The sequence below is a fragment of the Streptomyces sp. NPDC001027 genome (genome assembly GCF_040299045.1).
GTDB lineage: Bacteria > Actinomycetota > Actinomycetes > Streptomycetales > Streptomycetaceae > Streptomyces.
Genome location: NZ_JBEPBI010000032.1, coordinates 34218 through 56349 on the forward strand (window position 1 = coordinate 34218; position 22132 = coordinate 56349).

Genomic DNA, 22132 nt, shown 5'->3' on the forward strand with positions numbered 1-22132 from the left:
TCTTCGCGATCGCGTTGCTGCGTGTGGCGTCGCTGCCATCTCCGCGCCCACAGCTGTGCCGATGTCTCCAGCCGTTTAGCAGTTCTACCTCCAGTCAGGGCGGGTGATGTTCTTTGGCCTCAGCGCGCCGTCCATCGGGCGCGATCAGCGCCTTCTTGGAGTGTCGCGATACGGTGGGAGAGTTCCGCTGCGGCTGCTTGGTCGCCTCGGTCAGCTCTCCGAATGTATGAACCCAGTGTGTGCAGGTCTCGGATACGGCAAAGCACTGGTAGGCCCGGCCATTCACGAATGTCGTAACCGTACCTGTCAGTAAAGTCTTTCAGTTCCTTCTCTGCGCGGCCGAATCGGACGCCCTGAAAGGTATTGGCGAGGTCGATCTCACGTGGGCCCCGTGCTGCCTCGTCCCAGTCCCCCAGACGTACTGCCGTGCCGTCTCGCAGGGTGTTACCCGGGTACGCGTCGCCGTGCAGGTGACCGTGGCCCAGGGGGAAATCGAGTTGCTCGTAGCTGTCGAGCAATTCCGTCATCCGCGTCGTCAGCCAGTCACGGAGATCATCCGTCAGAAACGTGCTGGCTTTGAGAGTCGCATTGAACGACGCCAGAGGCCGATAGTCCGGCAAGTCGATCGGCGGAGGCGGCAGATCGTGCAGCGCACGCAGCAGGTCGCCGAGAGGCCCGGCTGGCGGCGCACCTTCCCCGCTCTGCAGGTAGTGCTTCCAGAACGTAATGACATACGGGCCGTTGGTGATTGGCTGGGAGATGTCAGATGGCTCCGTCGCGGGGAAGCCATTCGCGACAAGCCAGCGGGTCAAGGACACTGCGGTTTCGAGTCGTCGCTGGTGCGCCACGGGGCTGACTCGAACCACGACGCCTTCCGCAGGGAGGACGTACACCGCAGTGGCGTGCTCGTGCAGACGGGTGAGCGACCGGTCTGATAGCCCGGAGTCTCGGCATGCCTTACGAGCAGCGGACTCGGGGGAGACCGTTGTTGTCATTGGAGTGCGGCTTTCGGTGTGGTGTCGATCGCCTGGTAACTACGGGCTGCTTCTGCAAGTTGCTGGGCAGTGCGGCTGCGAGCGATCCGTGGGGCTTCGAGAAGAGTGGCCACGCGGTGCACGGCGTGACCGATTTGCCGTATGCGCAAGTTCTGGGGAAGTTCGAGGATGGGCTTGAACGCTTCGCTGGCTCCTTCGAGTTCCCCTGCGTCGATGCGGGATGTGACAATGTCGAGGCGTGCCAGAGCCTCGTCACCGTACGAGCGTGCTTGCTTCGGTCCGTTCTCATACATGGCGATTGCTTCGGTGGCGTGGTGTTCCGCCAGCGCATGTTCACCGAGTAGTGCGTATGTTCCGCCCATGTAGTACTCCTGCTTGGCGTTCGGGAATGTGAGGATCCCCCCGAACTGACTGAGGTCGCCGCGTGAGGTCCGCTGCTCACGGGCTCGACGAAGAGTATTGAGTGCGGCGGATGCCTTGCCCCGGTCACCGATCCGGGCCGCTGCCCTGGCTTCGATGGCAGCGATCCTGACCCATGTTTCGCCCACAGGCGAGAACTGTGCGGCCTGCTGAGTAAGTTCTAGTGCCATCCGTTGCTGGGGAGACCACTCCGCGATCAATGCTGCGGTGCCCTTGGCCCATGCTCGCAGGTCGTCGTGATCGGCTTGCTCGGCAAACGTCCAGGCCGTCTGGATCTGTGCCATGGCTGCGTCCTGGTCGCCCAGGTTCTGTGAGGCATGAGCGAGAAGCAGGCAACTGGTGCCGGCCAGGAGGTACAGCTCTCGGGTCTGGCGTGGAGGCTGGCGGCCACCGAGCAGCGAGAAGAGGTGATCTCTCGTCGACAAAAGGTCGGTGAACAGCCGATGCAGTGGGGTGTGAACGTAGTCGGTGGCGACCGTCGCGATCTTGCCGGTCAACCTCTCCAAGGAGGCGTCCGTGACGTTGCTCCGCGTGGTCGATTTGGCGAAGTGTAGGGACTGTGCGGCTGCCTGGGCTGCCAGGTAGTGGAGGTCAGCTTCCCGACCATCGTCCGTCCGCAGCATCGGAACTTGAGGCAGTTCTGATGAGGGGAGCGGCATCGCTGCCGACCGGGCAGCATGCTCTCGGATCGGCGACGGAAGCAGCACGTCGGGTGCTCCGATGCCTTCGAGGAACTTTGCGACCTTGTCGAGGTTCGTTAAGCGTCGGGCGCCGGACTCGAGCATGGACAGGAAGCCTTGACTCAAGCCCGTAAGGATGGCCATGTCATCTTGCCGGAGGCCGCTTCTTTCGCGGATGAGGCGGCTGGCCTGTCCGAAGTCCCATGCCGTGATGGCTGCTTGGATGTCTGTGTCACCCCAGACCGAGTTGGGGACTGGAGGGACCGACAGCGCCATGAGCTGCGCCTCTCGCGCGCAGGCAGCGCACCGTGCATCGTCGTTGTACAGACTCAAACGACATCCGCAATCGGAGCAAGAGCGAACGTGTCTCTGCATCGCACCCCCACTTCTCATTCGCGCGCGTCAGCGTACGTCAGGCGCCACGGTGGTGATATCACGCGTGTGATACGGCCCGATCGGGTGTCGTGACCAAGGCTACTGACGGGTCGGGAGCAGATACTCGTGGCCCTCAGTACCATTCACGCGTCAGTGTGGGGGTGGCCTCTGTGGTCCCATTGATCGAGGGACGCACATGATTGCGAACTATCGTGGGGCCGTGCCGGTGACAGCCGACATCACCGCCACGCCGAACGGCGAGATCGGCCGGGCCTCCGCGCGGCCACGCTGACTGGAGAACGCATGAATGCACCCGCAGCCCCCACCTTGTCACTGAACACCGGAATCATCATGCCCCGGCTAGGGTTTGGAACTTGGCCTCTGGAGGACATTGCGGCCGAGCGTGCCGTCATCACTGCCATCCACGCCGGCTACCGGCTCATCGACACCGCATCGAGCTACGGCAATGAGGATGCAGTCGGACGCGCAATCCGCCACTCTGGCCTGCCCCGCGAGGACGCCTTCGTGACCACCAAACTCCATGGAGAGGACCACGGCTTCAACGCAACATTGCGTGCTTTCGATGCGAGCCTCGATGAACTCAAACTGGACTACCTTGACCTGTACCTCATCCACTGGCCGCTACCGAGCAGGGATCTCTACGTCGATACGTGGCGAGCATTCGGGAAACTGCGAGATGAAGGGCGTGTCCGTGCGATCGGCGTTTCCAACTTCAAACCTGCTCACATAGATCGACTAATTTCCGAGACCGGCATCATGCCCTCGGTCAATCAGATCCAACTCCACCCACAAACTACTCAACCTGAGCTCCGCGCGTATCACGATTCCAAGGGAATCGTCACGGAGTCGTGGAGCCCACTTGACCGGAGCAGCGGTCTTCTTTCCACCTCAGTGATTCGCGATTTGGCAGCGAATTACGGCAAGTCTCCGGCACAGATCGTGTTGCGCTGGCACATCGAACTCGGCCTCGCAACCATTCCCAACTCCCGTCGCCAATCACGGATTCAGCGAAACATTGACATTTTTGACTTTTCCCTGACACCCACTGAGGTGAGGGAAATCTCAGCCCTGGATAGAGACGATCGTCCCCCAGTTGACTCCGATGTCACTCAACCTGGCCTGCAAGGATAGGCAAAAGGCGAGACATCGCGCTCCCTGGACCGAATGGCAACCGTCAGTCTCGCCCTTGCCACACCGGACGAGATCGTCGCACGCCCGCTCACGTACGCTCAGTCGTGGGCGTCAGCATGGAGATGGCTTCCAGAAGCCGTGCGACATCTTCGAGGGAGTCCCCGATGATGACAGTGTTGGTGTGGGTGAATCTTCGAGCAGCAGGCTCCACGGTCGGCCCTTGCGCACCGGGTCCACGCCCTCGCGCCGCAGCGTGCTGACAAGCTTGCCGAACTGACGCGGAGCCAGCGGACAAAGGGGGCTATCCAGGACGGCTCCGAGCCGTGATCACACCAGCCACAGCGAGATCATCTCAACTGCCGGTTATTCGCGGTGACCGGTGAGCCAGGAGTGCGGGCCGAGGAAACGGCTTTGCCCCCCGTGTGATCGGCGTGGAGGCTGGCTCACCGGAGGTACTGAAGATGACCAACGTTGTTTTGAAGCTGTCAGCCCGTGACTTCGTGCATGCGGACCTGGCGTCGTGCGGGTGGGCAGGGTCTGACCACCACCTGGCCGGCGTCGCCAAGCAGATGGAACGTGCCCGGATCGGTGAGGTCGACTACCTTGCGGTCTGCCCCGCAACCAACATCCCTGTGGCCAAGGGCGGCATCGACTACCAGGTCAAGGACGGTGTCGGCACTTTGTGGCAGCTGGCAGTCCACCCCGCATTGCAGTCGTGCGGGATCGGCACGTTCCTCGTCAAAGCCGCAGAACTGCGGATCAGGAACCGCGGTCTGCGGCAGGCCGAGCTGGCTGTGGAGGAAAGCAACCCCCGGGCACGTGCACTATACGAACGACTGGGATATGTGGCGTACGACCGTCAGCCGGACTCGTGGGACGAGCAGGCTCCTGATGGATCGTTGCGCCGCTACGAAACGATCTGCACGTTGATGCGGAAGGAACTCGCGTAGGCTCAGTCACCCCTTTACGGGATCTGTCGGCGAACGCGTTGTGCCAGGTCACGTAGTCATCGGTTCCGGTTCCGTCCTCCAAGGCCGTCGGCCACGGCGAAGGCTCCGCCCTCGGACCCGGCTAGAAGCTGGGGGTGCGGAGCGGCTCCTCCGCACCCAGTTCGCCCTGCCGTTGGCATGACGCGGCACCCGCGTCTGGCGGACCTCAACTGGACCGTGTCGGACGGCGTGAGCATGCGGGACGTGGAGGACGACCGACTGCCGATTCGTAACGTAGGCCGAGCGGTCACGGGACAGGCCACCGCCCCCGACGATCTTTTGCGGGACAGCTTTTAGGCGGAGCGCGCGGATCGCGTGGGGCATCGTGACGCCGGTGCCACGTGCTGGCACGCGCTGCGCGCGCCGGCCGACGATCTCGGCGAACGTCTCACGGTAGACCTGCCGGTCCATGTCTCCTATGTACAGCAGCGTGCGTCGATGTCCCACAGAACAAGACCTGTTGGGCCTCGGTCACGTTCAGCTCCCTGCCCCCGTCACGACGGCGGCGCGTTCCAATAGCTCCCGAGCGTACGCTGCGGCCACGCGCCCGAGTGCGGCGAACGCCGCTTGCCGCTCGCCGAATTTCGCGTGCCCGCGGGCCTGTCGGGTCAGCAGCATGGCTTCGAGGGCTGGTGTGCCGAGCTTCTTGACCTTCTCCCGTGCTGTCTATGCCGCGGTGACGGCATGATGCGGCGCTCCGGTGGAGTAGCCGGGGATGGCGAGGTACGACAGGGCACCGGCCCCGAGCCGCATGTCTCCTGCGGCTTTGGCCGCGCGAAGCGCGGCGTACAGATGGGCTGGCTTGTCCGAAGTCCCACGCCGCAAGCGCACCGCGGACGTCTGGGTCCAACCAGACGTATTCCGGCACGATAGGCGTGGGCTCTTCCAGGGCTCGGGAGCGCGCGCACGCGAAGCACAGGGCGTCGGTGTTGTAGTTGCTCAACGGACCACCGCACCGGTCGCAGCTTCGCAGGGGATGCTGACGCACGTCACACCTCCCCGTGAGCGAGCACGCGCATTCTCAGTTAATCCTGGTAGAGCCGGAATCACACGAGTGATATCACCCTTGGAATGTGTGCACGGCACGTTTTGCCGTCAGTGTTGGGAGTCCTGCGGCACGGCATGGAGACGAACCGGATGAGAGTGCGATCATCCGGTCGATCTGCTGCTCGTCGAACTGCGGGAACGCGAACCTGTCGCTGCTCTCTTCCATCGGAGTCCACGTTGCCCTCCGCCACACGAGCAGGGGCGGCCAGGAGCCCGCTCCTGGCCCCCCGGCGTCTGCTTGATGCACCTCCTCCAGCGGGACTGCGCTGCCAGTGGGTGGTGTGCGGTGGCCATTAGCATCTCCGCCGTCGTGCTCCTGGGCATTCTCGTCTTCGTCTTCGTCAAGAAGAGTGGGCTGAATGCCGTGCACGCCATCGTGTGCAGTCTCTTCGGATTCTTCCTGGCGAGTACCTCAATGGCGCCGAGCATCAATCGGTTTGTTACCGGCGTTGCGGACATGATCGGCCAGATTCACTTTTAGGACGACCCGCCCGCCATAGCCGAACCGCTTCCCGCCGCGTGGAGCGGCTCGCGCCTTCCATTCTACGGCCCAAACCCCAAATCCCCCTGAGGCCCCTCGATGACACTCACCCCCCACCGGAAAGACACACCGTGTCGAACTGCTCGTGTTCCTCAGGCGAGCAGCTCTCTTCAGCCTTCGGAACGTCGCTCGCGCCGGTTCGGAGATGCGTGATGCGACTTGTGTACCACCCGGCTGGCCACGACGAAGAGTTGCGCGTGGCTCTCGTCGAGTTGGGGGCGGGGCGCTGGAGAACGGCCGCGAAGCTGTTTCTCGACACCGGCACGAACTGGGCGCTGCGGACATCGCGCACTCAGGTGCTGGCCGTGGCGGCAGCTCGGTCGGATGTGATCGGTGTGTGGCTCCACGAGGAGCCCGGCAGCTACGACGCACAGGTGCTGGGTGCTCGCGTAGCCGTCGAGCGGGCGCTGCGTGCGCACCGTAAACGGCATCCGGGGACCTTGGAGTTGGAGTTCAGGGCGCGGCGCGAGGTACTGCTCGCGGCTCGACGCGTGCCGCAGGATCCGGTGCCGTGGGTATGCCTCGTGGCGTTGGCACAGATTGACACCCGGCAGCTGCGTCATGAGCACCGTGCGGTGCCCGCCGAGCCGATGCTGCCGAGCGGTCCGTGGGGGTTGCTGTACGAGGTCAACCAGCGTGATCCGTACAACCGCGAGGCTTATCACCGCATGCTGCAGTTCATGCTCGCCCTGGACGGACCGCAAGCCGCGTCTCTGGCCAGCATGTTCGACTTCGGGCGATGGGTGGCGTCGCAACGGCCCGTTGGGTCGCCGTTGTTGCTGCTGCCGGCGTACGCCCAGGTCGAGCAGCGGCGACGGTCGAACGCTGATCCTTTGTGGCGGCGGCAGTGGGCGCAAGAGTCGACGCTCGACTACACGCTCAATGCCTTTCACGACTGGTTCCGCAAGGCACCCCCTCGGGAGCGATCGGTGGCCGATCTGAACCTTCTCGCCTACGCGCTGTGGGCGGGCCACCAATACGTGGAAGCCGCCGAGGTCTTCGAGGCAATGGGCCCATACGCGGCTCGCGAGCCATGGGCCTCGGTACATGACGGGGCCCCGGGGCCAGACCCCGGTTCCGCTCTGCTCCTGAGAGCGCGTGCAGAGTCCCTGTCCTTCGCCCGCACACATCGCCCCCGTACCAGACCCCATCCATAACCGGTTGGCATGAGCCTGCCCACTTTCATCTCGAACCTTGGAGGATCCCCATGTCTCACTCGAGTCCTGGCCATCGCGCAACAGCCCGGAAGCCCGACGACGCGTACTTGCGGGAGCTCGGCTACGAACCGGTGCTGACCCGACGCATGGGGCCGTTCGGGAACTTCGCGATCAGCTTCTCCGTCATCAGCGTCTTGTCCGGCTGCATGACCCTGTACGGGTTCGGTCTGAACACAGGCGGCCCGTCCGTCATGCTGTGGGGCTGGGTCGTCGTGGGCGCCATGGTGATGTTCATCGGCGCCGGGCTGGCCGAGGTAACTTCCGCCTATCCGACCTCCGGAGCCTTGTACTACCAGGCGGAGCAGCTCGGCGGCCGGAAGTGGGGCTGGTACACCGGCTGGCTCAACCTACTCGGCCTGCTCGGCGCCATCGCCGGCATCGACTACGGCGCCGCGCTGTTCACTGGCGCCTTCCTCAACCTGCAGTGGGGCTTCGAGCCGACCCCCGGCAAGATCATGGTGATCTTCCTGTGCATCCTCGCCCTGCATCTCGCGCTGAACCTGTTCGGAGTCCGGCTGGTCAGCATCCTCAACAGCATCAGCGTCTGGTGGCACCTGGCCGGCGTCACAGTGATCGTCGGCGCGCTGGCGATTGTGCCCTCCCACCACCAGTCGACGGATTTCGTGTTCGGCGAGTTCGTCAACAACACCGGCTGGTCCAGCCCCTTGTACGTGGCGGTGCTCGGCCTGCTGCTGGCCCAGTACACCTTCTGCGGCTACGACGCCTCCGCGCACCTGTCAGAGGAAACCACGGACGCCCAGGTGTCCGCCTCCCGGGGGATCATCCACTCGATCGGCTGGTCATGGCTGGCCGGGTTCGTGCTGCTGGCCGGACTCACCTTCGCGATCCAGGACTACGCGGGCACCGTGGGCACGGCAACCGGGGTGCCGCCGGCACAGATCTTCCTCGACGCCCTGGGCATGGCGGGGGCGAAGGCGCTGCTCCTGGTCGTGATCGTCGCCCAGCTGTTCTGCGGCAACGCGGAGACCGCGGCCGCCAGCCGGATGGTGTTCGCCTTCTCTCGGGACGGAGCACTCCCAGGCTCTCAACTGTGGCGGCAGGTGGATCGTCGTACCGGCACCCCGCGCAAGGCGGTGCTGCTGTCCGTGGTGTGCGCCGCGGTGCTGGCGCTGCCGAGTCTGTACAGCCCGGTCGCGTACGCGGCGATCACCAGCATCAACGTCATCGGCATCACCCCGGCGTACGCGATCCCGATCTTCCTGCGGGTCAAGAACCGGCGTCGGTTCAAGCCCGGCCCGTGGAACCTGGGCAGCTGGGGCGTGATGGTGGGCACAATCGCCGTCATCTGGGTGGCGTTCGTGACCGTCCTGTTCTGTCTGCCCCAGACCCGCCCCGACGGCGGCGCCCTCGCCACGGTCGACACGTTCAACTACGCGCCGGTGGCCCTGCTCGTCGTGCTCGCGCTGGCGTGGGGGTGGTGGCACAAACAGGGCAGCACGTACGAGGTGCCGGCCCAGAACTTCGATCGCTCGGCAGGCGAGTACGAAGACGAGGTCGTGTGATGACCACAACGAGCAACGGCACAGCCCCGCGCCTGGCCGTAGCGGCGGCTGCCGCATCGGGTGCGCGCTCGGAGAAGGCCCTGTCCCTGACCGACCTGCGCAACTTCGTGAAGGGCGGCGCGATCGACACCGTGCTGCTGGCCGTTCCCGATCTGCAGGGGAGGCTGAAGGGAAAACGGTACGACGCCGACCACTTCCTCAAGCGCGTCGCGCATCACGGTGCCGAACTGTGCGCCTACGTCCTGGCCACCGACGCTGAGATGAGCCCGGCGGACGGCTTCGAGCTGACCTCGTGGGACAGCGGCTATCAGGACCTGTCCGTACAGCCGGCCCTCCAGACCCTGCGCGTGGTGCCGTGGCTGCCGCGCACCGCCATCGTCCTCGGCGACGCCGTGCACCACGACGGAACCCCCATCGACGTCGCGCCCCGCCAGATCCTCCATCAGCAGCTGACCCGGCTGTCACGGCACGGCCTCCAGGCCAAGGCGGGAATCGAGACCGAGTTCACCCTCTACCAGGGCACGTACGCGGAAGCGGAACAGGCCGGGTACCAGGGCCTGCGGCCCGTGACGATGGAGAATCTTGACTATGCCCTCGACCACGCCCCTGCCTGCGACCGGTTCTTCCGCCGCCTGCAGCGGGCACTGGCCGGGGCGGGCATGCCCGTGGAAGCGATCAAGACCGAGGCCGGCCCCGGCCAGGTAGAGGTGACCTTCCCGTACGGACCCGCGCTCACCGCCTGCGACCGGCACCTGCTGTTCAAGCACGCGGTGCGCACGCTGGGGACGCGCGCCGGACTGGCGCCCACGTTCATGGCAGCCCCAGAGACCGGGTGGGCCAACGGCCTGCACCTGCACGTCTCGCTGTGGTCGAAAGCCCTCAGCCAACTCCACGCTCCTGACAACGAATACGAGCTGTCTCAGATCGGACGGAACGCAATCGCGGGGCTGCTCGCAGGGTTGCCGGAGCTGGGCCCGTTTTATGCCCCGAACGTCAACTCCTACAAGCGATTCATGCCCGGCTCGTTCGCGCCGACCATGCTCCACTGGGGCCACGACAACCGCACGTGCGCTGTCCGCGTCGTCGGTCACGGAGAGGGCCTCCATCTGGAAATCCGTGTGCCAGGGGCGGATGCCAACCCCTATTTGGCCCTGTCCGCGGTACTGGCGGCGATCGACTACGGCATCGAGCAACAACTCCCCCTCGGCCCTGAAGCGGCCGGCAACGCCTACAGCGGGGGCAGCACCCCTGTGCCGCCCACCCTCGCCAACGCCCTGGCCGCCTTCCAGGACAGTGCCCTGGCCCACGGCGCGTTCGGCACCGAGGTGGTCGAGCACTATGCCCGACTCGCCCGCTTGGAACTCGACCACCAGCAGCACCTGGTCACCGATGCCGAGCGGCAGAGGTGGCTGGCCCGGGCCTGACCGTCACGGCACCGAGAAGGAAAGGACCTGGAACTCCCGTGAGTGCACGACCGGCGCGCCCGCCCGCCAAGTACCTCGATCTCACACCCGCTCAGGTTCGGATCGCGCAGAAGGTCGCGGAGGGCAAGAGCACCGATGCGATCGCTTCCGACCTGACCATCACCACCGGAACGATCAACGTGCAGATGAAGCACTGCGGTCAGAAGCTCGGGGTAAGCGGTCGGGCCGCCGTCGTCCACGCGTGCTACGTCACCGGGCAGCTCAAGCGTCCCGGGAAGGCAGCGTTCCCGGAGACGTTCTCGGACCCAGAGACGGAGACGTGGCGGATGATCGCCACCGGTGCGACCTCGAAGGACTACGCGGACCGTGCCCGCATCAGGCGCGACGAAGCCCTTCAGCGGATCAGAGCTCTCCGGGAGCGCGTCCGGGCGCACAACGACCCGCACCTGGTGACGCTCGGCTGGACGTACGGGGTCATCGACGAGTCCCTCGTCGAAATGGTCTCTGGCACGGTCCTTCGTGCCCCGGCCCCTACATGACCAGCTCAGACCGAGTTGTCAGTCCCCCGTGGCACACTCCCCATCCCCGCATAACCACCAAGAGCACCCAATCAATCACCTTTTGTGATCGAACTGGGCGGCATGGCCAATGGAAGGGCGCACCAAACGTGACCGATATGCCCCGCGCACTCCACCAGCTGGTGGAATCGGTGACCGACACCTACACCGTGGTTGCCGAACACTCCCGGCCCGGCAACATCAGACCATCCCTCTGGGAAATCGACGGACTCTGCGGCCAGCGATGGTTCGCCAAACAGCATGTCGGCCCGAAGCTGCACCGGCGTGAGATCGACGCGTACCGGAAGTGGACGGTCTCCCTGGGTACCGACCGTGCGCCCGAGCTCATCGCTTCGAACGCGGAGACGCGAACCGTCCTGGTCACTGCAGTGTCCGGCCGCAGCTTGGACACGCTGCGGCTGCCGGCCGAGCAGGAGCGCAAGGCGTATGAGCAGGCCGGTGAACTCTTGGCCCGGCATCACACCGCGGCGGCGGACGAGCCGACCACGAACATGGCCGAGGAGGCGTGGGACTCGACGGCTGCGAAGCTACTGGATCAGGCTGCCTCCCACGTGCCGGAGCACGAGATCACGATGGTGCGTGCGCTCGTCAAGGAGACACCGCCGTGTCTGCCGCAGGTGGCGGCGCACGGCGACTACATGCCCAAGAATTGGATGTGGGACGAGACCGAGCAACGGCTTCGGATCATCGACTTCGAGCGGGCGGAACTCCAGCCCGCTGCCCGCCGGGACTTCAGCCGCCTGCGCTACCGGATTCTTCTGCAGCGCCCCGACCTCCTTGCCGCTGTCCACCACGGATACGGCCGCCAGCTCACCGAAGAGGAGCTGGCTGCATGCCAGGCGTACGCGGCTTTGGACGCGCTCGACTCGCTGTCCTGGGGGATCACGCATCGCGACATCGGGCTCGTCGACGAGGCCCACACCATGCTGGAGAACCTGCGCCAGGAGAGCGGCGCGCGCATGTGGGGCGGGTGGGGTTCGTGAACGCCTTTGCCGGAACTGCCTCTTACTACCGGCGCTTCCGCCCCGGCATCCCAGCCGACCTTGCCGTCCTTCTCGCCCACGAGGCGCCCGCGGGTTCTCCACGGCGTCTGCTGGACATCGGCACGGGCCCAGGGCTCGTTGCCAGCGCGCTCGCCCCGTACTTCGACGAGGTGATCGCCGTCGACTCCGGCCCGGCGATGTGCGCCGAAGCCGAGGCCGTGCTCCGTCCCGCGCTCTCCGGCGGTCAGCGGTTGCAGATCCGGCACGCGCTGGCAGAGGACTTCGAACCGCCGGCGGGATGGCAGCCTCACCTCGTGACCTGTGGCCGTGTTTTCCACTGGCTCGACCAGCCCCGCTTCCTCGACCGCCTGGCCGAGTACGTCGACCCCAGCGCTGTGCTTGCAGTGTTCAGCGATCGCAGCCTTTGGACCGCCGAGAGTGCCTGGCAACAAGCCGCCCGAGCCGTCGTCCAGCAGTTTCTCGGAGAGCAGCGGCGTGCAGGGGACAGCGTCTTCGGCCCGCCCGGGCCGCCGTACGAGGAAGTGCTGCGCGCTTCCGCCTTCTGCGAGGTCACCACCGCGACCATCCCCGTTCGCCGCGAATGGAGCATCGCTGAAGTCATCGGCTACCTGTACTCGACTTCGTTCGCGGCCTCCCATCTATTCGGCGACCGCCAGGATGCCTTCGAGACGGCACTCACCGAGGCCCTGTCCCCCTTCGCAGAGGGCGGGTTCCTCATGGAGAACAACACGTTCACCGTCCTCACCGCGCGCCGCCCCTCCCCCGCGGACCGGTGACTGGGATGACCGAGGCGGACTGGAACGCGGCGGTGACAGCTGACGTGCTGGAGGAGCGGTACGGGCTCGTCGCGAACGTGGTCGAGCCGGTGCACATGGGCACCGACACGATCAACCGGCGGGTCCTGACCGACGACGGAATGCGGCTGTTCGTAAAGGAGTACCGGTCAGGCGCCGACCTGGAGGCGGCCCGTACTGCATGGGACATGTCGGAGTACTGCCGGGCCGCGCGACTTCCCATCCCGCGCGTCTGGGACGACGCAGATGGCAACCTCGTCACGATCGCACAGGGCAGCGCCTGGGCCGTGGTTGACGAGGCGCCCGGCCGCGTGACCACCTCGGCGATGACCGTGCCCCTCGCCGAACACATCGGCACGGTGATGGGGCGAATGCACCGGGTACTGGCCGCCTACCCGCTGCCGAGGGGCGTGCAACAGTCTCGCTGGCGGACGAGCACGGCCGAGGAGGCGGTCGCCAAGTGCGACACCGTGATGGCCACGGCCCTGCGGCAGGGACATGAGAGTCTCGAGCACCTACGGACGGACCTCGCTCAGCGGCGGGAGGACCTCAAGGATCACGTCCACCAGCTACGGAAGCACCTGCCCGCCACGTTCGTTGAACAGGCATTGCACGCGGACCTCAGCCGCACCAACATGATCGTCCTCGCCGATGCCGTCACCGGTGTCATCGACTTCCGGGGCGCAACCGGCATGCCAGCCTGGGAGCTGGGCCGGGCCGCGTTCGATCCACGCACCGTGGCCACCAGCCCGAAGTGGAAAGCCTGCGCGCTGGCGATGGTGAGCGCCTACCACGAAGAGAACCCCAGCCTCCCCCAGGGGGAAGTACGGGCATGCGCCCGGATCGCATTGCTGTACATGCTGTTCAGCTTCTACGGCGCCACCACCGCCGAATACGGCCTTCACCCCGAAGCGGAAGCCGACCTGAAGCGGCACTGGAACGAGCGCCAAACCGCCATCCGCCGCATGCTGAACAGCCTTTCCGACCTCGATGACGGGTTCGCCAGCCTCTCCACGGGTGGAGGCTGCTCGTGACGAACCCGCCGTCACGCCTCGGCCGACCAGACAGCGGCATGACCCACCACGATTCCGAACTCGTCGAGCGCACCCACTGCACCCTGGTCGGCTTGCACCAGGTGGCCCGTTCCTGCCCCTCCCACTACCAGCCCGCCTGAAGGAGATATCCCGTTGACCTACACCGAACAGCAGGAATGGGACAAGGCTTACGCCGAAGGGCAGGGCTTCCGGCAGCTCGGGGACCGTGAGCGAGCTGCACTGGCCGCTGCGAGTTCGGTCGCGCCCGCATCGTCGTCGGTAGCAGCCGTCGCGGTGGCGTAGAGGAGCTGCTGGATGTCGTGCGGGTTGAGCGTGGCCCCGAACAGGCTGTTGTCCGTGTGTGCAGGTCCTGGCAGTACGCCGGAGTGTTGGTCTTGCCTATGATCACGGCGCCCTGAAAGCGAAGCACCGCCAGCAGGCCCGAGCCGAGGACCGCATCCGCGCCGCCCGCGCCACCGGCCTGCGCAACCTGCCCCTTCCGGCAAAGCCCGCCGCTGGGAACCCCGCCACCTGCGGCATCGCCTGTTCTCAACAGCCGGCCAACGCGTCACCACCGGACGCCACCGCATCCTCCGCCTCGCGGCGCACTGGCCTGGACCGATGTGATCACAGACGCCCTCGACCGGCCCATGCTCTCCCGAACCCTGGCTAACCAGCACCCTCGCGCCTCTGCGACCCGCACCACCCCACCGGAGCCGTGGAACCCGGCGCCCACCCGGCGTGACAGCCGGGGCCCAGCCCTGCCACGGTCAGCCCTCAGAGCCGAAACGGCCCGCCAGGAAAACCGACGGACTGTCAGTAAAGATCGAGGTTAAGGCAAGGTTAAGACATCGCCGCTTAATTTCGATCTTGGAATCCACATTGTGAGATTTTTACGCCTCGGGTGACCTTCACAACACCCCCGCCTATATGGATCACGCTTTCCCCCTTGTACCATCAGCGGACAGGCCGCGCCGACCGACCGCCGCATGCCTCAAGCACAAGCTCCCGGCTACTAGCGCCCCGCGCATGAGTATCGGGATGGGACTGGCAGAGAACACCTCAGCGGCATTTCAATGGAGCGACCATGCGTTGGCGTAGAGACCCTTCACAGCGCGCACTCGTAAAAGAATGCGAGAGACTACTCGCCGATCTTCCCATCCCCGCTCCTTTCAGTATCGAGGCGCTGGTGCGGAATATGGAGGGCGTGTCTGGTCGCCAGATTCGACTAGTGCCACTGGACGATCCCGACGGGGGCCTGGGCACAGCATGCGGCCTTCGAGTCAAAGCGCCGGAGTTCACAATCATTCTTTATCGCCGCCGTTCAAGTCGCAATCACACCGAGCACATCATTCTCCATGAGCTCGCGCACGAATGGCTGGACCACGGGACCTGCCTGACGGCTGCCGAGATCGAACGATACATCCCTGAACGCATCCGCCAGGAAGTGGTTCGACGTTTCCCGTCGACTCTGGTCCAAGGGCGCGTGGATTTTGACAGTCCCGAGGAAAAGCAGGCGGAGATTTCAGCCTCATTGATAAAACGGTTGGCGCGTCGCCAGTCGACCACAGGAGATGACATGGTTAGCCTCCTGGAATCTTCACTTGTTCACCCAGTTGCTCCACCGCGGCGCCGACGCTAACCACGATTGGGTGGCGACCACCGAGGTGAAATTCCCGGCCTCGCAACTTTCGCCGCACCGAATAGCCTTCCTACTGGCAATTAATGCTGCAGTCAGTCGCTCTTACGGGTCGGCAAAACGTGCAGCCAGCGCAGATAGTCATTGGTTGCATGTTCGACTACTTTACATACCTGACTGCGGCAGTGATGACCGTCATCGCCGTATGGCGATTCCCTGCAGTTCGGTACGGTGACTCTCACCGCAGGGCGCTCTGGGGCGGCTATGCGGGATTCGCTGTAGCCCTGTGGCTTTACACGCCAGCAGTAATGGATGCGCTAGATCGTATTCCCGTGGTGGACCTGAGTGCCCTACTCAGGCACTTCGCTAGCACTGCATCGATCATCGCGGCCCTGACCTACGTCGCCACCAGCTACGGGAAAAGCTCGGAGACGGTCGTACCGCGGCACGTAGCGGTCTCCCGCTGGGTCGCCCGCGCATCGTACAAGGCTGGGGCGATAGGCGTCACTCTACTCACGGTCCTATTTTTCACTGTGGTGGACCGCCCCACGCCGAGCCGAAATTTCCTCATCGACCACGCTGGAGAATGGGGAGTCGCGGTCTACATGACCGTCTTCTACTTCTTCCCACTTATCACGACCGCGATTTGCGGCTACCAGTGGACGAGGGCGGCGCGACAGGCCGAGAGCACAAGCATGCGTGTGGGACTGGGCTTGATGGGGATTTCGATGTGGATGGGGTTGGCCCATACATTGGCCCGTATCACCATCCTCTGGTCTGCGGTAGCCTTCCCACTAAGCCCATCCACCGTGCAGCTCCTCGTAGACGCCACATCAATATGGATGGATCTGCTGTTCCTCATCGTTGCCGTCGGTGCGAGCATTCCCACCACCAGCGCGGCGGCGGCCCAGTGGAAGACTTGGCGCACCCTCTACAGGACTTATCCACTCTGGTTTGACCTGGTGGAGGCTTTTCCTGGGACGAGCCTGTATCCGCCCGGACGGCGCCTCGTGGAACTCATGCACATTCGCGTCCCCGTAGATGTCCGCCTGGACCGATGGACCCAAGATATTGCTGACGCCTGCGAAAAGCTGCGCTACTACGCTCCACGAGACTTGATGTTCGCTGCCGAGGACATCACTGCCTCGCTCCCCGACCCCGAGCCGGCAGCGGAAGCGTACTGGATTAAGGCCGGACTCCAGGCCGCTGATACCATGCCAGCCAATCCGTACCCCGCTGCTACCTTGAGAGCGAAACCGTTCGTTGACACCGATAGTGAAGCGGCGTGGCTAGCACGGGTCAGCGCGGCCTACTCGCAAATCACCACGGATCAAGCTCAGGAGCTTCTCCTGCACTCCACGGAGGCGGAATCCGAACCAGGCAGGTAGCCTGCAATGAGCTTCACATGCTGATTTCTCAGTTCAGACCTCATTGCCCTTCGCTCATAACCATGTGCCATAGCGATCTTGATGGCGTGTCGGCAAGTGAGATTTAGCACCATCTGCTGCATGAACTGAGCTGGTACCGTCGGTCACGCGGACTGATAGGTCTTGCTCCGCTACGTAAGTGGACCCGGCCTGCGACGCACAGATACTGCCGTCGCCACATGTAGCCGGGCCGTTACGCCGTCCGGTCTGGATGGGCGTCGAAATCTCAGCAATGGAGTTCCCGCATGTCCAACCGCTCCGGTCTTATCCTCGATTTCGGGGGCGTTCTTACCACCCCCCTGCTGCCCGTGGTGCTCGCCTTCGAGCAGCGTGAGGGACTCCCGCAGGGTGCTTGCATCTCCGCGCTGTACAAGGACGAAGAGGGCGTCCGGCTCACCAGCGATCTTGAGCGTGGCGTGGTCAGTCAGACCGAGTGGAACACCATCGCGGGCAAGAAGCTCGGTGTCTCCCCCGACAACTTGATGGGCCGGATCTTCGGCAGTTTGCGTCCTGAGCCGCTGATGATCAATGCGGCTGCTGCTGCGAGGCGAGCCGGGATCAAGGTGGGCATCCTGTCCAACTCCGTAGGGCTCGCGCCTTGGGACCTGTACGACGGCTACGAGCTTGAGCGGCTGTACGACGTCGTGGTGATCTCCGAGCAGCACCTGCTGCGCAAGCCCGACCCCGAGCTCTTCAAGATCACGCTCAAGCTCATGGCTCTGCCCGCCGAGGAGTGCATCTTCGTCGACGACACCGAGGGTTATGTTCGGGCAGCGGAGCAGCTCGGCCTCGCGGGGGTGCACAACCAGGACCCCCGGCAGACGGTGGCCACTCTCTCCGAGCTGCTCGGCGTGGACCTTACAGCGTCTTAGAGGTTGCGCGGAACCAGCAGACCCATGGTCGGCGAACGCAAACGCGCCGCCCTCGTAGGCGCTCTGCGGTGCGTCGACCGGGTGTTCCTCTACGACGAAGTCACCGCCGGCCGTCAGATCCGCTTCCTGCGTCCTCAGGTCTGCGCCACGGCGCGCGAGCATTTCCGCATACCCCCGCGAAGTGCCGCCGAGGTCGATCATCTTCGCGCGCATCTGCCGCAGCAGCTCGGCCTGCCCTGCTCCTCGCGTCGCTCGTCGTGCCAGATCACGTCCACCAGGTCCGACACGAGCTTGACCAGGTCGGTCTTGGTGCACTCGTGCCAGCCGGTCAGATCCCGCAGCTTGCTTCAGTGCCGCTTGGCCGCGCGGGAAGTGAAGTCGTAGAAGGCCAGCTCGGACGCGGCGACACTGACCTGCTTGGCGACGTGCTCGACCGCTTCGGACGGCTGCTCCAGGCACATCGGGGGAGCCGGCCGTCCCACGCGACCGTGGGCTTCAGCACCGGCGATCCCCGGTAGGCCGGCGGTGTCCCCTTCGTCGACGGGCACGGCGTCCCTGCCGCCGTCTTCAGTCCTGACTCCGGCGCGTACGCGGGGAGGCGTTCCTGCTGCTGGCCGAACTCCTGCTGATCTTCCCCAGCAGGGCCGACCAGCGCCGGTTCGGGAATGGCAGTCGTCTTCGTCGCCCTCCGCGTTCGCCTCACCCTGGGCGGGGAAGTGGCCGGTCAGGATGGTGAAATCCAGCGCGTCCAGGCGGCGGGTGCAGTCCTTTAAGCGGGCAGAGCGGAAACGCCTCAGACATCCAAGCCCGCGAGGAGTGCTCGCCGACGGCGTCACTCCCCGTCCTGCACCTCTGGCAGCTTGTGCTTCAGCTCTCCGACGAGCTCGTTGATGTGGGCCATCATCTCGGCGGACAGACCCCTGCTGTTGCCTCGGGCAGCCAGGCCGAGGATCTGCCCTCGGTGGATCGAGCCGAGGAAGCGGAGTGCCTCCAGGAATTCGCGGGCCGCAGGGTCGACCTCGGCATCGTCCTGGAAGAGGGCCACGTCGACCTGGAGGGCCTGGGCTAGGCCGGCACGCACCACATGAGAAACCTCGGTTGTGGCACCCGCGCGAAGGGCGGCGATGCCGTCGGCGCTGACGGCCGCCATGCCCGCATGCTCATTGACGATCCGCGCAATTTCCTCATCAGAGGGCGCTTCCTGACCAACGTACCCATGCTGCAGGAGATAGTTGATCTTCTCCCCGACCGTGCGAGGTGCGGACGCCTGCTCGTCACGCGGGCCCCTGGGGCGAAGCCCGAACGAGCAGTCCTGGGCGGCCAGCAATTCCTCTTTGGTCACCCCGTACGCCTGTGCGAGCGGCTGCACGTAAGCATCACTGAGCCGGCGCCGGCCGGATTCGGCGTTGCTCACCGGCACGCGGCTCGCGTCGATGATCGCAGCGGCCTGCGCCATGCTGAGGCCCGCGTCGCAGCGCAGGAGCTGCAGGTCCGGCGGACCGTCGTGGGGGAAAAGGGCATCAAGCGGCTGACCGAGCGCCGCCGCAATTGCGGGGAGCTTCTCACCCTTGGGGAAGTCCTGGCCGCTCTCCCATCGCGCGACTGTGGGGGCACTGACGCCCACCATCTCGGCCAATTCCTTCTGATGGAGGTCCTTGCCCCGCCGGACAGCACGAACGCGGCTGCCGTCGAACTGACGAGGGGGCACATGAACTCCTGCAGGGTGGCGATCGGGCCGGTGAGGGCGTCCTCTAGAGCAACTGTAGCCCAGGCTTGATACATTTACGCAACTGGCGTACGTTTCCGTATCGCACTCGCTGGCCGGCTCCAGCTCTCTACGGTGCGAGCCTCAGGAAGGACCCTCCATGCATGTTGCGTCGCCGTCGCATCCTGCGCAATGCGCCGCCGGATTCGGTACCCATCCGTTGCCGGCGACGGGACCGCGGATTCGGCCCCGCCCTCATCGACGACCACACGCTGTCGGGGCCGTGCGGGAACAGCCCCACGTCGCAACACCGCCCGCAGGGGCGCTGACTGATGGCTCGCAGCCGTCCAGTCCAGTGCCGAATACCTGGTAGAGCGGGATGAAAGAGGCTAATTCCCCGAAGATCCTATATGGCGATAAATAGGGGTGCGGGGGCGATGCACGTACGCGCGCGGCACGGCGCACGACACGCAAGCGCACCCGCGATCACCCGGCGGCCGACGTGTCCGGGAGCACAAAAAGATGCCACCCGGCCGAGAGCGGCAACTCTCAGGCAGACACGGCACGAGTCGGCACTTCCGGGCCAGCGCAAAAGCGGGGCTCCCCGTCGCTCTCTGCAACCAGTACAGAGTTTAAGGACCAACTCTGGATCTTGACACGGGTCCGTGCGTATGTTCGTCGTCCCCGGGCACGCCGCCCGGCACCACGGACGCAAGGAGTGCAGCAGCCATCGACCTATAGGTCCGCATACAGCGACGGCGTCCGAGAGCGGGAACTCCCGGACGCCGAACGCTAAATGGCATGTCCGCCCCGGCAAGGGCGGAGGTTGCCCACCATCACCACGCTGAGTCCTTCCAAGGGGCGCGTCAGCGTGGCAATACTGCAACGAGGAGTATCGCATGCCTCCTGCCCTGCGCAAAAGGCCCTTCCGCCTGGCCTGCGCGGCAGCCACCTCCGCCTCGGCGCCTCGGCGCCCCGAGTCGGAGCACACCATCCCTGCCTCGGCGGGGCGCCGGCCCCGCCTGCTCATCGGGAGCGGCCGATGAGCAGCGAAGCCCGCGAGTGGGTGTGGGAGCACAGCTCCAGCCGAGGAACCGCTCGCCTGGTCCTGCTGTCGATCGCCGACCGGGTGGCCGACGAGCAGTGCGTCTCCTGGGCGTCGCTGTCAAGCCTGGCCAAGCGCACGCACGCTTCCGTCTCCACGGTGCGCGAGGCCATTGACCGCCTGGTCCACGCCGGTGAGCTGGAGCAGCTCGACGACCTCGCCGGCCCACAGCGCAGCACCGTCTATCGCCTCCCCCTCGCCGCCAAGGCCGTGGCGGAGACCGCGGAGGACGAGGAACCCGACCAGGCGCCCGAGGCCACCCCGACGCTCCGGATCTCGGCCCTGCGACGGTGCGGAATCCGCCCCCGTGAGGTACCGGAATCCCCCGCGAGGGTCCGGAAACCGGCAGTACCGGAATCCGGCAGGTCCCGACGGAAACCGGCACCCCGACGTACCGGAAACCGGCACAGCGACGTACCGGAAACCGGCACTCAGAACCGTAGTGAACCGGATTTGAACCGTAGGTACAGCAGTGGTGGTGCTGCCGTCCTCTCGGCTGCCGAGTGGCAGGTCGACCCAGCCACCCAAACCTGGGCCCGCCAGCAGGGACACCTCGACCGCCTCGGCGAGCAGGGCCTGCAGGCAGCCGACGCGAAGTGGCGTGCCCACCGCGCCGCCTTCAAGCCGAGGCCGGCGGATGCCTGGGCGGCCGACTGGCGCTCCTGGATCGCCCGAGAGCACGCCCCGGGTCGCCCGAACCTCTACGCCGTGCCCGGCAAGAGCCCCTCCGTGCCGGGCGGCATGACGCGGGCCGAGGCCCACACCGCCGCCCTTCTCGCCGCCCTCGACGAGCCGACCGGAACGGAGGGCTGACCGTGGACCGCCGCGAAACCGCCGCCCTGCTGGCCTACATCGGCCGACTCGACCCCCGCACCATCCGCACCGACCAGGGCGAGGCCCGCGACCAGCTCGCCCAGTGGCACGAGCTGCTCGGAGATGTGCCGATGACCACCCCCCACGGCTGGGACGTCCGCGTCGCCGCCCGCCAGCACATCCGCACCTCGCCGTACCAGATCCTTCCCGCGGACGTCGTCCGTCCCTGGGAGAGGTACCGGCGCGACCGCCTGGCGCGGCACTCCGATCCCACGCCGTCCGTCGACCCGGACGACCAGGCCGCGTGGACCGCCGAGCTGGTTGGCACCCGCCGCGCGGTCGCCGCCGGCACCGCGCAGCCCGCGCAGGCCCGGGCGATCACCAGCGGGCGCGACGGAATCGACCCGAAGCTGGAGGCGCGGCTGCGGGAGATCGGCTCCTGCATACCGCCTGCCGCCCGAGCCGCCCTCGCGCCCTACCGGCCCGCGCGAGCAGCCCGCGAAGCCGCCGTCGCGCAGGGGCTGCCCGACGCCCTGAGCGTTCGCTGCGAGTGGTGCCTGGCCCAGCCCGGCGAGCCGTGTCGCCGCCGCCGGATCGGCCCCGACGACGGGGTACGTACCACTGCCCCGCGTGCCACCCCGCATCCCGGCCGCCTCGACCTCGCCGCCGCCCAGCAGAACGAGCAGGCTCAGCGGCCCGCCATGGTCTGACCGGCGCATCCGGCCCGTGCATCCCGTCCGATGCACCGCCTCCCAACTTCACCGTCCCGCCCCGGCTGCGGGCGCACGCCCATGCGCC

At 65.8% G+C, this 22132-nt stretch carries 19 protein-coding genes and 2 pseudogenes; 16 read left to right on the top strand and 5 right to left on the bottom strand.

From position 1 onward, the window contains the following. Positions 1-119: 119 nt before the first annotated feature. A complete protein-coding gene (locus tag ABT300_RS12445; RefSeq protein WP_351674371.1) occupies positions 120-995 on the bottom strand; it encodes a phosphotransferase family protein in 876 nt (291 codons plus the stop codon). Beyond that, a complete protein-coding gene (locus ABT300_RS12450; RefSeq protein WP_351674372.1) occupies positions 992-2371 on the bottom strand; it encodes a helix-turn-helix domain-containing protein in 1380 nt (459 codons plus the stop codon). The genes ABT300_RS12445 and ABT300_RS12450 overlap by 4 nt, the downstream gene beginning before the upstream one ends. A 402-nt stretch (positions 2372-2773) precedes the next feature. Here ABT300_RS12450 and ABT300_RS12455 point away from each other — a divergent pair, with 402 nt between their 5' ends. Next, positions 2774-3622: an aldo/keto reductase gene (locus ABT300_RS12455; RefSeq protein WP_351674373.1), complete on the top strand. Its 849-nt coding sequence runs from the start codon at positions 2774-2776 to the stop codon at positions 3620-3622. A gap of 189 nt (positions 3623-3811) precedes the next feature. Here the strand turns inward: ABT300_RS12455 and ABT300_RS12460 are convergent. After that, positions 3812-3927 (bottom strand): annotated as a pseudogene (locus ABT300_RS12460) (IS5/IS1182 family transposase); the annotation flags it as partial. 156 nt (positions 3928-4083) lie between these two features. Between ABT300_RS12460 and ABT300_RS12465 the strand changes: the two are divergent. The 13 genes and pseudogenes from ABT300_RS12465 (at position 4084) to ABT300_RS12535 (ending at position 17711) form a co-directional block, all read left to right on the top strand. Further along, on the top strand, positions 4084-4572 hold the full coding sequence (locus ABT300_RS12465; protein WP_351674374.1) for a GNAT family N-acetyltransferase: 489 nt from the start codon (positions 4084-4086) through the stop codon (positions 4570-4572). Positions 4573-5944: 1372 nt separating this feature from the next. Next, positions 5945-6139, top strand: coding sequence for a hypothetical protein (locus tag ABT300_RS12480; protein ID WP_334648862.1), 195 nt, complete (start codon positions 5945-5947; stop codon positions 6137-6139). A 257-nt stretch (positions 6140-6396) separates the two neighbouring features. Next, the gene (locus ABT300_RS12485; protein WP_351674375.1) at positions 6397-7356 is read left to right on the top strand and encodes a hypothetical protein; all 960 of its coding nucleotides are present in this window, start codon (positions 6397-6399) and stop codon (positions 7354-7356) included. A 50-nt stretch (positions 7357-7406) separates the two neighbouring features. Further along, positions 7407-8939 carry an amino acid permease gene (locus ABT300_RS12490; protein WP_351674376.1) on the top strand — a complete coding sequence of 511 codons (1533 nt, stop codon included), beginning with the start codon at positions 7407-7409 and terminating at the stop codon, positions 8937-8939. After that, positions 8939-10363 (top strand): glutamine synthetase family protein, encoded by a 1425-nt coding sequence (locus ABT300_RS12495; protein ID WP_351674377.1) that lies wholly within the window; start codon positions 8939-8941, stop codon positions 10361-10363. Before ABT300_RS12490 ends, ABT300_RS12495 begins: the two co-directional genes overlap by 1 nt. 38 nt (positions 10364-10401) lie before the next feature. After that, the gene (locus ABT300_RS12500; RefSeq protein WP_351674378.1) at positions 10402-10902 is read left to right on the top strand and encodes a helix-turn-helix transcriptional regulator; all 501 of its coding nucleotides are present in this window, start codon (positions 10402-10404) and stop codon (positions 10900-10902) included. A 170-nt stretch (positions 10903-11072) separates the two neighbouring features. After that, positions 11073-11924, top strand: coding sequence for a phosphotransferase (locus ABT300_RS12505; RefSeq protein WP_351674379.1), 852 nt, complete (start codon positions 11073-11075; stop codon positions 11922-11924). After that, the gene (locus ABT300_RS12510; protein ID WP_351674380.1) at positions 11921-12721 is read left to right on the top strand and encodes a class I SAM-dependent methyltransferase; all 801 of its coding nucleotides are present in this window, start codon (positions 11921-11923) and stop codon (positions 12719-12721) included. The genes ABT300_RS12505 and ABT300_RS12510 overlap by 4 nt, the downstream gene beginning before the upstream one ends. A gap of 5 nt (positions 12722-12726) precedes the next feature. After that, on the top strand, positions 12727-13773 hold the full coding sequence (locus tag ABT300_RS12515) for a phosphotransferase enzyme family protein (RefSeq protein ID WP_351674381.1): 1047 nt from the start codon (positions 12727-12729) through the stop codon (positions 13771-13773). Positions 13774-13926: 153 nt separating this feature from the next. Further along, complete coding sequence (locus tag ABT300_RS12520) at positions 13927-14076, top strand: hypothetical protein (protein ID WP_351674382.1); 150 nt, start codon at positions 13927-13929, stop codon at positions 14074-14076. 112 nt (positions 14077-14188) lie between these two features. Next, positions 14189-14446, top strand: a pseudogene (locus ABT300_RS12525) (IS1380 family transposase); the annotation flags it as partial. Positions 14447-15564: 1118 nt separating this feature from the next. Then, positions 15565-16800: an MAB_1171c family putative transporter gene (locus ABT300_RS12530; RefSeq protein ID WP_351674383.1), complete on the top strand. Its 1236-nt coding sequence runs from the start codon at positions 15565-15567 to the stop codon at positions 16798-16800. Between the two features lie 284 nt (positions 16801-17084). Further along, positions 17085-17711, top strand: coding sequence for an HAD-IA family hydrolase (locus ABT300_RS12535; protein WP_351674384.1), 627 nt, complete (start codon positions 17085-17087; stop codon positions 17709-17711). 347 nt (positions 17712-18058) lie between these two features. Here ABT300_RS12535 and ABT300_RS12540 read toward each other — a convergent pair whose 3' ends face one another. Both ABT300_RS12540 and ABT300_RS12545 read right to left on the bottom strand, forming a co-directional pair. After that, a complete protein-coding gene (locus ABT300_RS12540) occupies positions 18059-18259 on the bottom strand; it encodes a hypothetical protein (protein WP_351674385.1) in 201 nt (66 codons plus the stop codon). Positions 18260-18543: 284 nt separating this feature from the next. Next, entirely contained in the window at positions 18544-19419 is an 876-nt protein-coding gene (locus ABT300_RS12545; RefSeq protein ID WP_351674386.1) for a helix-turn-helix domain-containing protein, read from the bottom strand. Between the two features lie 1039 nt (positions 19420-20458). On the opposite strand from ABT300_RS12545, the gene ABT300_RS12550 reads away from it, so the two are divergent. Both ABT300_RS12550 and ABT300_RS12555 read left to right on the top strand, forming a co-directional pair. Continuing rightward, positions 20459-21334 carry a helix-turn-helix domain-containing protein gene (locus ABT300_RS12550; protein ID WP_351674387.1) on the top strand — a complete coding sequence of 292 codons (876 nt, stop codon included), beginning with the start codon at positions 20459-20461 and terminating at the stop codon, positions 21332-21334. A 2-nt stretch (positions 21335-21336) separates the two neighbouring features. Then, positions 21337-22044, top strand: coding sequence for a zinc finger domain-containing protein (locus tag ABT300_RS12555; RefSeq protein ID WP_351674388.1), 708 nt, complete (start codon positions 21337-21339; stop codon positions 22042-22044). The last annotated feature ends 88 nt before the right edge of the window (positions 22045-22132 follow it).